The 15174-nt window shown below is 54.8% G+C and carries 12 protein-coding genes; 4 read left to right on the forward strand and 8 right to left on the reverse strand.

All coding sequences use genetic code 11. From position 1 onward, the window contains the following. Window positions 1-11: 11 nt before the first annotated feature. From ACG98I_RS00840 to aspS, 8 genes are all read right to left on the reverse strand, one after another. On the reverse strand, window positions 12-518 hold the full coding sequence (locus tag ACG98I_RS00840; protein WP_394717643.1) for an A24 family peptidase: 507 nt from the start codon (window positions 516-518) through the stop codon (window positions 12-14). A gap of 98 nt (window positions 519-616) precedes the next feature. Continuing rightward, window positions 617-1477, reverse strand: a complete 861-nt coding sequence (locus ACG98I_RS00845) for a shikimate dehydrogenase (RefSeq protein WP_394717644.1) — start codon at window positions 1475-1477, stop codon at window positions 617-619. A gap of 55 nt (window positions 1478-1532) precedes the next feature. Continuing rightward, window positions 1533-2690, reverse strand: a complete 1158-nt coding sequence (gene mltG, locus ACG98I_RS00850) for an endolytic transglycosylase MltG (RefSeq protein WP_394718050.1) — start codon at window positions 2688-2690, stop codon at window positions 1533-1535. 226 nt (window positions 2691-2916) lie between these two features. After that, on the reverse strand, window positions 2917-3444 hold the full coding sequence (ruvX, locus tag ACG98I_RS00855; protein WP_394717645.1) for a Holliday junction resolvase RuvX: 528 nt from the start codon (window positions 3442-3444) through the stop codon (window positions 2917-2919). Between the two features lie 68 nt (window positions 3445-3512). Next, on the reverse strand, window positions 3513-6188 hold the full coding sequence (gene alaS, locus ACG98I_RS00860) for an alanine--tRNA ligase (protein WP_394717646.1): 2676 nt from the start codon (window positions 6186-6188) through the stop codon (window positions 3513-3515). A gap of 184 nt (window positions 6189-6372) precedes the next feature. After that, the gene (locus ACG98I_RS00865) at window positions 6373-7833 is read right to left on the reverse strand and encodes a replication-associated recombination protein A (protein ID WP_394717647.1); all 1461 of its coding nucleotides are present in this window, start codon (window positions 7831-7833) and stop codon (window positions 6373-6375) included. Between the two features lie 33 nt (window positions 7834-7866). Then, the gene (locus tag ACG98I_RS00870; protein ID WP_394717648.1) at window positions 7867-9084 is read right to left on the reverse strand and encodes a phosphotransferase; all 1218 of its coding nucleotides are present in this window, start codon (window positions 9082-9084) and stop codon (window positions 7867-7869) included. A gap of 91 nt (window positions 9085-9175) precedes the next feature. Next, entirely contained in the window at window positions 9176-11008 is a 1833-nt protein-coding gene (gene aspS, locus ACG98I_RS00875; RefSeq protein WP_394717649.1) for an aspartate--tRNA ligase, read from the reverse strand. Between the two features lie 458 nt (window positions 11009-11466). Here aspS and ACG98I_RS00880 point away from each other — a divergent pair, with 458 nt between their 5' ends. The 4 genes from ACG98I_RS00880 (at window position 11467) to ACG98I_RS00895 (ending at window position 15171) form a co-directional block, all read left to right on the forward strand. Then, a complete protein-coding gene (locus tag ACG98I_RS00880; RefSeq protein ID WP_394717650.1) occupies window positions 11467-12366 on the forward strand; it encodes a neutral zinc metallopeptidase in 900 nt (299 codons plus the stop codon). Between the two features lie 73 nt (window positions 12367-12439). Continuing rightward, complete coding sequence (locus tag ACG98I_RS00885) at window positions 12440-13195, forward strand: CBS domain-containing protein (RefSeq protein WP_394717651.1); 756 nt, start codon at window positions 12440-12442, stop codon at window positions 13193-13195. A gap of 102 nt (window positions 13196-13297) precedes the next feature. Beyond that, window positions 13298-14419: an LLM class flavin-dependent oxidoreductase gene (locus ACG98I_RS00890; protein WP_394717652.1), complete on the forward strand. Its 1122-nt coding sequence runs from the start codon at window positions 13298-13300 to the stop codon at window positions 14417-14419. A 95-nt stretch (window positions 14420-14514) separates the two neighbouring features. Next, window positions 14515-15171, forward strand: a complete 657-nt coding sequence (locus tag ACG98I_RS00895) for an FMN reductase (protein ID WP_394717653.1) — start codon at window positions 14515-14517, stop codon at window positions 15169-15171. Window positions 15172-15174 lie beyond the last annotated feature (3 nt).

Raw genomic sequence — 15174 nt, forward strand, 5'->3', positions numbered from 1 at the left:
CACCCCTACCCCTAACAAGGTGTAGATAGAATAAGTGCAGTAGCAATTAACATGCCCGGCCCATTGGGCGGGTCCGAGAATTTGTCGCGTTGAGCTGCACCAAGGTCACATTCATTCCGGATTGTGGCGGGCGCGCTGCGTCTGCGGATAGCAATTCCCCACGCGAGAGTAATCACGGCGGTGATGACGATCGCGAGAAACACCCAAATTAAGCCACGGTTGAGCACAATGAGGATGCCCAATGGGATGGCGAGTTTGATATCACCTCCGCCCACTCCCCCGAGAAACAATGCCAACGCAAGATAAACCAGCACCCACATCAAGCCCCAATAGCCGTGCATCTGCGCGGTGATAGCTGGATAAATAAGCGCATAAATCCCCGCTGGAATGGTCAACCAATCTGGCAGTCGGCGCTGCGTGATGTCGAAGTACATCAACAACGCGGCCCACATCAGCCCGAGTAGAAGAACGAGTGCCCCCGCGCCCAGCGTCCCCGCACCCGAAAAGTTATAGATCATTTCTCCCCGATCCCCCTATGTGGGATTGAGGATAGCAAAAGGCGCCGGGTGAAACACGACACCGGGTAAAACCCGATGCCGGAGGATGAAGTGCGCTGCTAGCGGTTTTCTTGTCCCTTGGTGTGAACCATGTAGTCTTCCAGTGCTGCGAACATTGCATCACGGGGAGCTTCATGGCCGGTGTACTGCTCGAATTGGCTGAATGATTGATATGCCAGCATGCGGTGACCGCACACCGTTGGGTAGCCATCGGCAGCCGCGTGCACCGTTAATGGGGTCGGCCACGGATCGTAGATAACATCCAAGACCGGCGCATGGGCAAGGGAAAATTCATGCCCACCCAGGGCATCGGAAGGCACGGTGGAAATGATGACTTCGGCCTTGAGCGCGATAGCCTCAATGTTGTCCTGATAGCTCAACGGTTCAATGTGAATCCCCAAAGCATCCGTGAGATTTCTTAGTTCTTCACGGCGGTCAGAGCGGTTTAGCAGGTCCACGTGAGTGATACCGCGCTGCGCTAAAGCCCACAAGGCTGGACGAGCAGTGCCACCGGAGCCAATCAATAACGCGCGTTTACCGGGTGCCATGCTATCGGCCATGCGGCTGTCTTCCGCGCGCCCCAGCAACTCATTGAGTGCACCTTGTACGCCCTCGGTATCTGTATTATCTGCGCGCCAACCGCCATCAATGCGCACCAGAGTATTGGCAGACCCCATCAGCTGGGCACGCTCGGTGACTTCAGTGGCCAGGTTGAGCGCAGCGAATTTTCCAGGCATGGTCACCGAAAACCCACGGAAATCTTCATCTGCGGATTGTACGATTCCTGGCAGGGTCTCCCCATTCGCTTCGATCCGAGAATAAGACCAATCATCCAAGCCAAGAGCCCGATATCCAGCGGTATGCAGGATTGGTGACATGGAGTGCGCGATGGGTTGTCCCAGCACAGCAGCGCGTGGCATTGATGTGGTCTCCTTTTAAAGACGTAACTTAAAAAGCGTGAAGCAAGAGAGCGTGCTACTCGCGTTGAGTATCGAGGATGCCCGAGTCTATCGCACGGTCAACCTGCTCGAGGTGCTCCTCGAAAGTATTGGTGAACACGGTGGTTCCCTGTTCATCAATAGTCACGAAGAAGAGCCAATCACCATCAGCTGGGTTTTCCATGGCTTCGATTGCTTCATCGGATGGGGATGCAATTGGAGTCTCTGGCAATCCGTCCATGGCGTAGGTGTTCCACGCATTGACATTCGCACGGTCTTCATCGGTGGTCGCCAACTCGACGTCTTCCAAGCCATAGTTGACTGTGGAGTCAAACTCCAAACGCATCGGCTCTTCTAGACGGTTGAGGATAACGCGCGCTACCTTATCAAATTCGCCAGCTGGAGCTTCGCGCTCCACCAAGGACGCGGAGGTCAACAACTCATAAGGGGTCAGACCAATGGCTTCCGCACGCTGTTCGATACCGGTCTCGTTGTACCGAGCAGTGGAACGGCTAATGAGGTCCGTAAGGATTTCTTGAGCGGACATATTCGGGTCCAGCACGTACTGGCCAGGGGCAATCAGGCCTTCAATACGCTTCGGATCCTCACCACGGGCACGGATGTCTTCCAACGCCCACTCCGGTGCACCAAGTTCAGCTGGATCCACGGTCGCTGCGGTATTTTCCAGCTCTGCCTTATCTACACACTCACCGTCATTGCAGGTCACTGCCTCAATGAGTGAGTAGATGCCATAGCGGACGTCGCCGCCAAGGACGTTAATGTCCATCAATGTGGAGCCGCCCTGGACTTCGAGCATGTCCACGCGGTTTTCAGTATTGAGCAAAGCTTCGACTGCAGCATTGCCACTCATCTGACCTTGCAGGCGGTAGAAACCAGGCTGAATGCTGCCTGCGTCCATATTATTTGCGGCAGCAGTCTGGAAAGCAGCGTCTGTTTTCACAATGTCCCGCTCAGCCAGCTCAGGACCAAGCTGAGAGATTGAAGAACCCTCGGGAATCTGGACTAATTCAACGGTGCCATTGCCCTCGCCCTCATAGTCATTGCTCTCGGCCTCGTTACCGCCGCCGCTGAGCACGCTCATGGCAATGTAGGCGACCGCGCCAATGATGAGCACGAAGGACGCAATAAGTACCGCAAGTCCGCGTTGGCGGCGCTTCACGTGGACTGGTTCCATAGACTTACCCAGTCGGGGTTCTTTGTGGCTCACTAAGGTCACGGCTCCTTGGGTTCATTACATGGCATTGACGAAATGCAGGTGACATTCAACCATCAACATGTTTTAACGCCACCACACTAGCTGGTCGATCCCCGTGAAGCCATCTGACATACCGTGGAATCGTTACCTTTCTGAGATATTCTAGTTATATTCCTGAGTTTAAACTGAGTCTTGAGCAGAAATCCTAAGATTCGAGATTACGTGCGCGTCCATCCAGCCAGGATTGCAGGATCTCAACCGCAGCTGCCTGATCAATGACTGCACGACCCTTCTTTTCGCTCACACCGGATGCTCTAAGCGCGGTGGTCGCGGCAACCGTAGTCAGGCGTTCATCGCCCATGCGAATAACCGGAATCGGGGTGGGAACGTCAGGATCACCGGCAAGAGGCTTGCCCAAGCGCCGTTTGATACGAAACGCAATTTCTTTTGCATGCTTGACGCTAGCTGAGCCATTGCCTTGAAGATCACGTGGCAAGCCCACCACGATTTCAACAGCGGAGTATTCGGAGATGAGGGCCAAGAGCTTATCGATATCACCCTTGTCCGCATCCTTCAGCCCCGTCTCACGAGGCACAGTCTCGACAGGTGTGGCGAGCTTGGCATCGCGATCTGACACTGCCACGCCGATACGGACAGTACCGACGTCCAGTCCCAGCCTGCGGCCCGGTCCTGGATCGTCAATACCTGGGGTATCAGGAGAAACTTTCGCCATCACTTTCCTTCTGTCCGCTTATCGTCCTGGTTTATCTGCAGAACTCGAATATTCGCTTGGGCCGAAAGTTAAAGATTGCCCGCGAAATCCTCGACTGCAGCGAAGCCAGCATCGATACCATCAGCTTGGCTACCAGCACCTTGTGCCATGTCTGGCTTGCCACCACCGCGGCCATCGACGTATTCGCCAAAGAGCTTGACGATATCGCCGGACTTGACGCCGCGTGCGACCGCAGACTTGGTCGCTGCAGCAATGAAAGGAACATTACCGTCATTGACGGAGGTCAACACGATAATCGCATCTTCATTCTGCATGCGGTTGCGCAGGTCGGTTGCCAGTGTGCGCAGGTCGCCTGCGGCAACACCAGCTGGCAGGTTCACGGTCAGAACCTTAAAACCGTTGATGTCCTTGGCCTGTGCCACGTACTCGCCGGCATTAGCCTGCAGCTGTGCCTGGTGCAGACGCTCGATTTCCTTCTCTGCTGCCTTAAGCTTCTCGCTGAGCGCAGCGATGCGCTCTGGCAGATCGTCAGATGGGACCTTGAGGTCCTTCGAGACGGCATCGATAAGCGCTGCTTCCTTGGAGTAATAACGGAAAGCATCCATACCGGAATATGCCTCAATACGGCGTGCGCCTGAACCAACGGAGGACTCACCCAGTACGGAGATCGGACCAATCTGGGAAGAATGTGCAACATGGGTACCACCACAAAGCTCGATGGAGAATGGTCCACCGATTTCTACCACGCGCACATTGTTGCCGTAGTTTTCACCGAAGAGCGCCATCGCGCCCATCGCCTTCGCTTCCTCCAAAGAGGTTTCGATGGTGTTAACAGCAAAGTCAGAGTCAACCGCCTGGTTAGCAATGGTGGCGATTTCATCCATCTGTGCCTGTGTGAGCTGCTCGGTGAAATTGAAGTCAAAGCGTAGGTAGCCTGGACGGTTCAAGGAACCTGCCTGGACGGCTGTTGGGCCGAGCACCTGGCGCAGCGCTGCGTGGATGAGGTGGGTACCGGTGTGCGCCTGGGTTGCCCCATGGCGCCACTGCTGATCTACAGCAGCGGTCACATTCGAGCCCAGATCCAGACCACCGGAAGTCACGGTCGCCTTATGTACCCACAGCTTCTTACCGATCTTCTGAACATCAGAGACATCCAATACGGTGTCACCGGTGAAGATGCGTCCGCGGTCAGCCATCTGGCCACCGGATTCTGCATATAGCGGGCTGTGATCCAAAATCACTTCGATTTCCTCGCCCGCGCCAGCAGAAGAGACCTTCTCGCCATCACGAACCAGACCGATCACCTTCGCATCAGACTCCAGCTCTTCATAGCCGGTGAAGATGGTTGGCTGGTTATCCACCCATTCGCGGTAAAGCGACTCATCAGCATGCCCGTGCTTCTTCGCACGGTTATCTGCCTTAGCGCGCTCACGCTGCTCGGTCATCGCAGCATTGAAGGATTCCATGTCCACTTCAAGGCCAGCCTCAGCTGCCATTTCCAAAGTCAGGTCAATTGGGAAACCATAGGTATCATGCAGCTCGAAAGCTTCATTACCTTTAACTGTGGTCTTACCCTCAGCTTTGGCTGCTTGTGCCACCTCATCGAAGCGGTGTGTGCCGGACTCAAGAGTCTTCAGGAAAGACTTTTCTTCGTTGATGACAACGCGCAGAATGCGCTCGCGGTTCTCGGCGATTTCTGGGTAGGACGGGGTCATGGTGTCCATGATGGTGTTAATGAAACGCTCCAGGACCTCAGCCTGTGCACCGAGTAGACGAGCCGACCGGATGATACGGCGCACCAGGCGGCGCAGGATGTAGCCACGGCCCTCATTTGATGGTGTAACGCCATCAAGAATCAGCATCATCGCGGTACGGGAGTGGTCCGCAATCACCCGGAAACGCACGTCATTGATGCGCTCATCTTGTGGATCCTCATAGGTCGCGCCAGTGACCTTTTCTGCTTCCTCAATAACGGGACGCAGAAGATCCGTTTCGTAGACATTGTCAACGCCCTGCAGGATACAAGCGACGCGCTCGATGCCCATGCCCGTATCAATGTTCTTCTTTGGCAATTCACCAAGGATCTCAAAGTTGCCCTTGCCGGTGCCCTCACCGCGGATGTTTTGCATGAAGACCAAGTTCCAGATCTCCATGTAGCGGTTGTCATCAGCCTCAGGGCCGCCCTCTTGGCCATATTCTGGACCGCGGTCATAGTAGATTTCCGAGCATGGGCCGCATGGTCCTGGAACACCCATGGACCAGTAGTTATCTTCCATGCCCATGCGCTGGATACGTTCCTTTGGCACGCCAATAACGTTGTGCCAAATATCAGCTGCCTCATCATCATCCAAGTAGACGGTGACCCACAGGCGCTCGGAGTCTAGGCCCAAGCCGCCTTCCTCAACCGAGTTGGTCAGCAAGGTCCAGGCATTCTTAATGGCACCTTCCTTGAAGTACTGACCGAAGGAGAAGTTGCCGGCCATCTGGAAAAAGGTGTTATGGCGGGTGGTGATACCAACTTCTTCGATATCCAGGGTGCGAACACACTTCTGGATCGAGGTTGCTAAACCATTTGGGTAAGGAGGGGTCTGCTGACCCAGAAAGTATGGCTTGAAAGGAACCATGCCAGCGTTAACGAACAGCAGGTTCGGGTCATCAAGAATCAACGAGGCGCTTGGTACCGCTTCGTGACCGCTATTAACGAAGTGCTGGGTAAACCGTTCGCGAATCTCATGAGTCTTCACTGTGTACGTGTCCTTTAATACATCTCTGGGTTGCATCCACCACCGGGCAGAACCGGTGCTGAATCAATACTATTGGCTTCATCTTTGCGCGCACCATATCTTGGGGAAAATTGGTACGGGCATAACAACACAAGACTTTACCCGCCTTGGTTAATTTCATCGGAATATGGGGTGAGAAAAGCGTCTATTGCTTGCGGCCATCGCCGCGAACAATCCCACGCAGGCGTGGGAGGTATTCATTAATGCGCTTTTCTGCACCATGATCGGTGGGCTGATAGTACCGAGTATCTTTCAACTCTTCCGGCAAGTATTGCTGCGGCACTACCCCACGCGGGTCATCATGTGGGAATTGATACCCCACTGCGTTACCCAAGCGCTTGGAACCTTCATAATGTCCATCACGTAGGTGCGCTGGGACGTGACCAATCTTGCCCCGGGCAATATCTTCCTGCGCGGCGGATATTGCTTGCATGACCGAGTTTGATTTGGGTGCTGTGGCCAGGTGAATAACGGCTTGTGCGAGTGGAATTCGAGCTTCTGGCAGACCAATGAGCTGCGCCGCTTGAGCTGCAGCTACTGCGGTGGGCAGCGCCGTCGGATCTGCCATACCGACATCTTCGGAGGCATGCACAATCAGCCGACGCGCAATGAAGCGCGGGTCTTCCCCTGCCTCAATCATGCGTGCTAGATAGTGCAACGCTGCATCCACATCAGAACCACGTATGGATTTAATAAATGCCGAGACGACGTCATAATGCTGGTCACCATCGCGGTCATAGCGCACTACGGCGCGATTGACACTGGCATGCAAAATCTCCGAGGTCAGAACCGGTACTGCTGGCGCACCAGAGGAAGCTGAATCCAAATCAGGCGATGAATCTGGGTCCTGATCTCCTTCTGCTTTTTTCGCAGAATCTTCGGTTGTCTCGGCTGCTGCTTCCAGATAGGTCAGCACACGGCGGGCATCGCCACCGGCGAGCATGATGAGCTGCTCTTTGGCATCGGCAGCAATGCTGATGCGTCCAGCCAAACCACGTTCGGATTCAACAGCGCGATCAATGAGTATGCCGATATCCACTGGCTCCAGCGAGTTGAGTTGCAGCAGCAGTGAACGTGAAAGCAAGGGTGCGACCACGGAGAAGGATGGATTCTCTGTCGTGGCGGCAACCAATAGCACCGTGCGGTTTTCTACCGCGGCTAAGAGTGCATCCTGCTGGGTTTTAGAAAAGCGATGGACCTCATCGATAAACAGAACGGTACGCACCCCGCGAATCGCTTCCTGGCGGGCATGCGTGATGACTTCACGGACCTGCTTGACACCGGAATCCAGCGCGGAGAGCCCCACGAAGTTTTGCCCCATCGCTGATGCAATGAGCGATGCAATAGTGGTTTTGCCCGTTCCGGGCGGGCCATACAGAATGACAGATGCTTCGCCGGAGCCTTCCACCAGTCGACGCAGTGGCTTTCCTGGAGCAAGCAGGTGGTCTTGGCCAACGACCTCGTCGAGGTTTTGGGGGCGCATACGCGCAGCCAACGGCGAACCACTGTGGGTTGCGAACATCGAGCTGCCACGACCGGTAATCCCAGATGCGGATTCCTCATGTGGTTGCGGTGAAGCTGTCGGAAACAGCGAATCTTGCGTCATATCAACCTTCCGACCCTCGAGGCGAGATTAGTGCTAAAGCTGGCGAACGTCGCGGAGCCGTTCCGCCACCGTCTGGCAATAGTCGGCGATGGTCTGGTATTCCTCAGCATAGGAGCCACGCCCACGGCGAGCTGCAAAACGAGCCAGCGACTCAAAGGTTTCAAAGAGGTCCCGGCGGACCAACTGCTCCTCATCGTCGAAAGGTCCTTGCGAGCCTGGACGAAGTAGCGAATTAGCCATCGCATCATCTACTTCGCGCTTCTCAGAAGCGAAAGAAGCCAGCTCTTCTACCCCGCCGGTATACATGGTGGCAACACTAGAAAGCGCCCAACCAATCAAAGAGCGCACGATGAGACGATTGAGCTCTTCATTTTCACCAAAACGTGGCCAAGTCTTGGTGACCTCGCGTGACCATGCATGAACAAAGATATCTGCTTCTTCATCCGAAATTGGACGCGCAAAGAGGAATTGAGGGAACCCGGCAATCACACACGCGACATCGAATCCGACATTGCGGAATCCGGCCCACTCATAGTCCAAGAATGAAATCTTGTGGGAGACAATAATATTGTCGGGTGAGAGGTCAAAAGGTGTGAAAGCGCGCTCATTCCCGCTCAAGAGAGTGGCCGCCGCAGAATGCGCGTAGGACTTCACTGGCTCTGGTGGGGTCAGACCCGCCCGCTCCAGAATTTCTGCACCGAGATAAATCGAATTGTGCAGTGCATCCGAGCGCAGCTGGTAATTGAACTTATCTGGCTGGTTTCGGATGACACGATTGCGTAAAGCTTCAAAGTCAGGTTCGCGCCCAGCGGTCTCCGCATGCATCTGACCTAACTCGGTACCGAGTGCACGGATAACCTGCGTGCGCTCATCATCACTAGCCTGCGCCAAAGTATCCGACAAGGTATTGGAATCCCCAAGATCCGACAGCACCAAGATGCGCTGCTCGAGGTCATGCGCGAGCAAAACAGGACCAGGGCGGGTGTCTTCAGACAGAGAGGTGGTGAACTGATATGACACAACCTCACTAATGAACGCGGCATCATCTATCGCATGTCCCGTTGCCGGGTTGTGCTTGAGGACAACGGTGCGCTGTTGCAGAAAAGGCGAGGATGCCACCCGGGCACGAAGAACGAGCGCATGGCCTGAGCCGGAGAGCGGCTCAATTTCTGAGAGTTTCTGTTGACCGCCAAATCGCCGCGACAGCAAGTCTTGAGCAATGTCTATGACTTGTTGTTGTTCCAGATTCACGGTGTACTCCTCAGATCTGGCAGCGCTGATGTTCAAGCGCTACCTCGATGTCTTTCTTCGGCCACTAGGTGGACTGCTCAAAGAGCCTATCTTAGGCTTCTTCCTCTGCTGATTCGGTGTTTTCTGCCTTGGACTTGGCTGCCTTCGCCTTTTCTGGTTTGAAGTCCACGCCAGTCTCCTTGCGCTGCTGCGCAGGAATCGGTGCTGGAGCATCGGTCAGCGGATCGACTCCGCCACCAGACTTCGGGAAAGCAATGACGTCGCGGATCGAATCAAAGCCACCGAGCAGGGAAACAATACGGTCCCAGCCAAAAGCGATACCGCCGTGAGGTGGTGCGCCGTACTGGAAAGCATCAAGCAGGAAGCCGAACTTCTCCTGAGCTTCTTCCTCACCAATGCCCATGACGTTGAAGACACGCTTCTGGACTTCACCATTGTGGATACGGATGGAACCGCCGCCAATCTCATTGCCATTACAGACAATGTCATAGGCATAAGCAGTTGCTTCCCCTGGATTTTCATCGAAGGAATCCATCCACTCAGGCTTAGGAGAGGTAAACGCGTGGTGGACAGCGGTCCACTTGGAGTTACCCAGAGCCACATCGCCGGAAGCGGTGGCATCGGCTGCAGGCTCAAACATAGGAGCGTCAACTACCCAGGTAAATGCCCAGTCGCCTTCCTTGATCAGGTCTAGCTTGCGTGCAATTTCGCCACGGGCTGCGCCCAGCAACGCGCGGGAAGATTTGGTGTCCCCTGCTGCGAAGAAAATGGCGTCGCCTGGCTTTGCACCAACATGCTCAGCAATTCCTTCGCGCTCAGCTTCGGTGATGTTCTTAGCAACCGGGCCACCCAGGGTGCCGTCTTCAGCAATGGTGATATAGGCAAGACCCTTAGCGCCGCGCTGCTTCGCCCATTCTTGCCAAGCATCGAATTGGCGGCGTGGCTGGGATGCGCCACCCTCCATAACTACTGCACCGACGTATTCATTCTGGAACACACGGAATGTGGTGTCCTTGAAGAAGTCAGCGCACTCCACGATCTGGATATCAAAACGCAGATCCGGCTTATCGGAGCCGTAGTACTTCATCGCATGCGCATAGGTCATGCGTGGGATTGGGGTGGTGATTTCATAGCCAATGAGCTTCCACAGCTCAGCGATGATCTCTTCGCCCAATGCAATAACGTCATCCTGGTCCACGAAAGACATCTCAACGTCGAGCTGAGTAAACTCTGGCTGACGGTCTGCGCGGAAGTCCTCGTCACGGTAGCAACGGGCAATCTGGTAGTAGCGCTCCATGCCAGCAACCATGAGCAGCTGCTTGAACAGCTGTGGGGACTGTGGCAGTGCGTACCAAGAACCTGGCTTCAAACGAGCAGGAACTAGGAAGTCACGCGCACCCTCAGGAGTGGAACGGGTCAGCGTTGGGGTCTCGATCTCAGTGAACTCATGAGCATCCAATACGCGTCGTGCAGCGCGGTTGGCTGCGGAACGCAGACGCAGTGCATCACCCTGGGTCTTGCGGCGCAAGTCGAGGTAGCGGTAGCGCAGACGCGCTTCCTCGCCAACCTCACCGGAAGTAGATGGGTCATCAATCTGGAAAGGCAGTGCTGCAGACTTATTCAACACCTCAAGCTCAGTAACGTTCACTTCAATGTCACCGGAAGCCAAGTTCGGGTTCTCAGAACCTTCTGGTCGAGCTTCGACAACACCGGTCAGCTTCACCACGAATTCGGAGCGCAGCTCGTGTGCCTGCTCCGCTACCTCGGATTCACGGAATACAGCCTGGGCGAGACCAGAACGGTCGCGCAGGTCGATGAAGATGACGCCGCCATGGTCACGACGACGAGAAACCCAACCAGTAAGGGTGACGGTTTCTCCAGTCAGCTCTTTGCGGAGTTCGCCCGCTAGGTGTGTACGCAACACGTTAGTGTTCATTCCTTTCAAGTTTGCAACCACTTCTTCCCCACCTTCGCCTTGCGTAGACAGCGCGCGCGACACGGAGGGAAGAAGACATGAACGGCCCAAGTCTACTCGCTCACACCACCGCTAGTACCTTAAGGGGTCAAACTTTTACAGCCTCTGCACAACCAACCCCCAGCATCAGGCATTAGGCCTTCAGGAATCCCCAGTACACCGCTCCGTTGAGGGACTCGGGCGACAACTGCGGCGCCTCACTCTGACTTAGAAAGCACCCTGGGACCTTGGTGGATGAAAAATACGTGGCAAAAGGTGCGGACTCTTCATGGATGGATTCTTCTTCATTCCATTTGAAAAATCCCTGGATATGCCAGACCTTAAACTGCCGCTGTAAGTAGCCGCCATGGTGCACAATTTTTGCCTTTGTGCAGTGATAACTGCTTGTGCTGTGGCAAAATTAGTACATGACTTTCAAAAAGGGTGCAGATATCAGCGGCAAGCGCGCCTCCACCGGTGGCCGCGGTGGCCGCGGTGGCATGATCGCTGCCGGTGGTGGCGCTGGTTCTATCCTGCTCATTGGTTTATTCCTGCTGCTGGGCGGCAATCCTGCCCAAATAGATGATGTATTCGGTGGCCGGAATCAAAATCAGCCGGCACTTGAAAGCGGTGACGATACTGGCGGGCTTGAGCACTGCCAAACCCCTGAAGATGGAAATCTCTATGCCGATTGCCGGGTGGAGTTTGCTGCAATGTCAGTCGATGACTTCTGGGAAGTAGCGCTGCCTGAGCAGGCTGGCATTGAATACACCGAACCTGGCCGTGTGATTTTCCAGGACTCCACGCAATCTGGTTGTGGTATGGCAACCGCGGCCACTGGCCCCTTCTATTGCCCTGCCGATCAATCCGCCTATTTCGATGTCTCATTTTTTGATCAACTGGAAAACTATGGCGCAACAAATGCGCCACTGGCACAGATGTACATCGTTGCTCATGAGTTCGGCCACCACATCCAGCAGCTGGAGGGCACTCTGGGCCTATCCAATTACAACGATCCGGGTGAAGATTCGACGGCCGTGAAGATTGAGCTGCAAGCTGATTGCTATGCCGGCCTCTGGGCAGCACATGCAGATAAGGGCGAAGATGCCATGCTGGAACCGATTACCGATGAGCAGCTGGCCTCAGCGATTGACACTGCCCGAGCGGTTGGTGATGACAATATTCAACAGCGCTCCGGCGGCGAAGTCCGCCCCGACATGTTTACCCACGGCTCCTCCGAGCAGCGCCAAGAGGCATTCATGACCGGATACCGCGAAGGCACCATGGCGTCCTGTGACACCCTAGAACGTGGCGTCTATTCTTCCTAAAGAATAATTTTTAAGTAGTGGGCGGGCATTCTTACCTCTCACGCCTCAGCGTTTTCTAATAGCCTTAAAAGCTATGACGTCTAGAGCAGATGATTCGCAGCCACAGCCCCAGAGCAGAGCCATTCCGTTCCTTGCGGCTTTCAATGACATCGAGACGCATTTGCGCATAACGCTGGAAGCAAAACGGTCTGATTCTTTCTGGTGGATGGTTGATCGTGCCGTCGATAAGCATCTGCTTTCGCGCCGGCAGGGCGAAGATCTTAAAGATTATGGCAACCTGCGTAACGCTATTTCGCACGGCCGGTACAACGATGGCGAGCCCATCGCTGAGCCCCATGCGGTGGTGGTGAAAAACATTGAACTGCTCCGAGGTCTACTGGTGGACCCACCTTTGGCGATTTCCATCCTCGACACCGCCGAGGTTATCCGATTAACTCCAGAATCCAGCATCGAGGACGCCCTCCAAGTCGTCCGGGAAGAAGGATTCGCACAGATCCCAATTTATGACGAGCAGGGCAAGTTCGTTCAGCTACTGACCACCAACACCATCTCCCGGTGGGTCGCGATTGATTTGGCAGATAATAAGGCTCTCGATGCTCGCACTATCGCTGATGTGCTGAAGATAGTAAATAAAATCGATACGGCAGTCTTCTTAGCGCGCGATACCACGGCCCAAGAAGCCGTTGATGCGCTCACCACCCCCGACAAAAATGGCCGGGTGCCTTATGCCGCAATAGTGACCGAAACCGGCGATAAGCACCAGAAACCGCTGCGCATCATCACCGCATCTGACCTGGCAGTTTTGATTGATTCTTTGAGCTTGGAATAACTTCCCACATATTTTGTTGACATGTCATAGATATTGTAAACTGGGAGCCCACAAGGTCATTAGGCACCAGACACCAACCCTTTAAAAAGTTAGGACAAGCCCATGCAATTCGGCATCTTCACCATCGGTGACGTCACCCAAGACCCCACCACCGGCAAGACCCCAACCGAGCACGAGCGCATCAATGCAATGACCCAAATTGCGGTGAAGGCTGAAGATGTTGGCCTGGATGTCTTCGCCACCGGCGAGCACCACAACCCACCATTTGTGCCATCTTCCCCAACCACGCACCTGGCTTATATCGCCGCGCAGACCAAAAATATTCAGCTATCTACCTCAACCACGCTGATTACCACCAATGATCCGCTCAAGATTGCTGAAGACTTTGCCTTCCTGCAGCACCTTTCGGGCGGCCGCGTTGATGTCATGATGGGCCGTGGCAACACTGGCCCGGTCTACCCATGGTTTGGCAAGGACATCCGTGAGGGTATCCCGTTGTCGATTGAGAACTACCACCTGTTGCGCCGTTTGTGGCGTGAGAAAAACATCTCCTGGGAAGGTAAGTTCCGCACCCCATTGCAGGGATACACCTCCACGCCATTCCCGCTCGATGATGTCCCACCATTTGTGTGGCACGGCTCCATCCGTTCCCCACAAATTGCGGAGCAGGCCGCGTTCTATGGCGATGGCTTCTTCCACAACAACATCTTCTGGAATAAAGAACATGTCGCACAGATGGTCCGCATGTACCGCAGCCGCTTCGAAGCATATGGCCATGGCAGTGCCGACCAGGCAATCGTCGGCTTGGGCGGTCAAATCTTTGTAGCTGATACCGAAGAGAAAGCAAAGAAGCAGTTCCGCCCATACTTCGACGTCGCACCGGTCTACGGCCACGGACCAAGCTTGGAAGAGTTCACCGAATTGACTCCACTAACTGTCGGCACCGTCGAGCAGGTCATTGATCGCACCATGCAATTCGCCGACTGGGTGGGTGACTACCAACGTCAAATGTTCCTCATGGACCACGCTGGCCTGCCACTAGAGGTTGTCCTCAACCAGATCGAAATCCTGGGCACCCAGATTGTGCCGGAACTGCGCAAGCGCATGGAAGCACGCCGCCCAGATCACGTGCCATCCGATCCACCATCACATGCTTCTTTGAAGGCTAACCGGGAGCACCCACACTTTGCGGTCGCTCCAGGCAAGATTGCTGACGAGGCTTAGAGCACGGAATTTTCACTAAGGGTAGGCTCACTAGGTGGCTTCTATAGCCCCCTACCTTCCTTGTTAATTTTAGAGTCAGAAAGAGTTAGAAAATAATGCGTTCATTGGCCGTAGTCACAGCCGGTTTATCTACTCCCTCCTCCACCCGTCAATTGGGCGAGAAGATCGCGGCGGCAGTTGAGGCCGCGGTGACTTCCCGGGGTGAGTCGGTAGAAATCCATTTCTTGGAGGCTCGTGACTACGCCGAAGAGTTGGCACAGTCGCTCATTAATACCGCTGCGCAAACGCCTTTGCTTGACGAGGCGCGCAGGACCCTTTCAGCTGCCGATGGCCTCATTGTGGTCACCCCGATTTTCCAGGGCAGCTACTCAGGCCTCTTCAAGATGTTCTTCGATTCTTTAGATACTGAGAGCATCAATGACATGCCGACGATTATTGCGGCCACTGCGGGCTCTGCACGTCACAGCATGGTTCTCGATTTCGCTCTGCGCCCTCTAATGACCTTCCTGCACGCGATGGTTATGCCCACCGGTGTATTCCAAGCAACGGAGGACTTTGGCACTCCCGAAGGCGCACGCATTGAGCAGCGCATCAGCCGCGCAGCGGGCGAGATCGCGAATTTCATGGTGGCGAACCCAGACCATGTGGAGGGACTTGCGGGCAATTTTGATGGCGGAAACTCCCGCAAGCGTAAATCCGGGGTTGGGATTGATACCGATGACTTCGTACCAATGTCTGACTGGTTGAAATAGACC

The organism is Corynebacterium sp. L4757 (genome assembly GCF_043673995.1).
Classification (GTDB): domain Bacteria; phylum Actinomycetota; class Actinomycetes; order Mycobacteriales; family Mycobacteriaceae; genus Corynebacterium.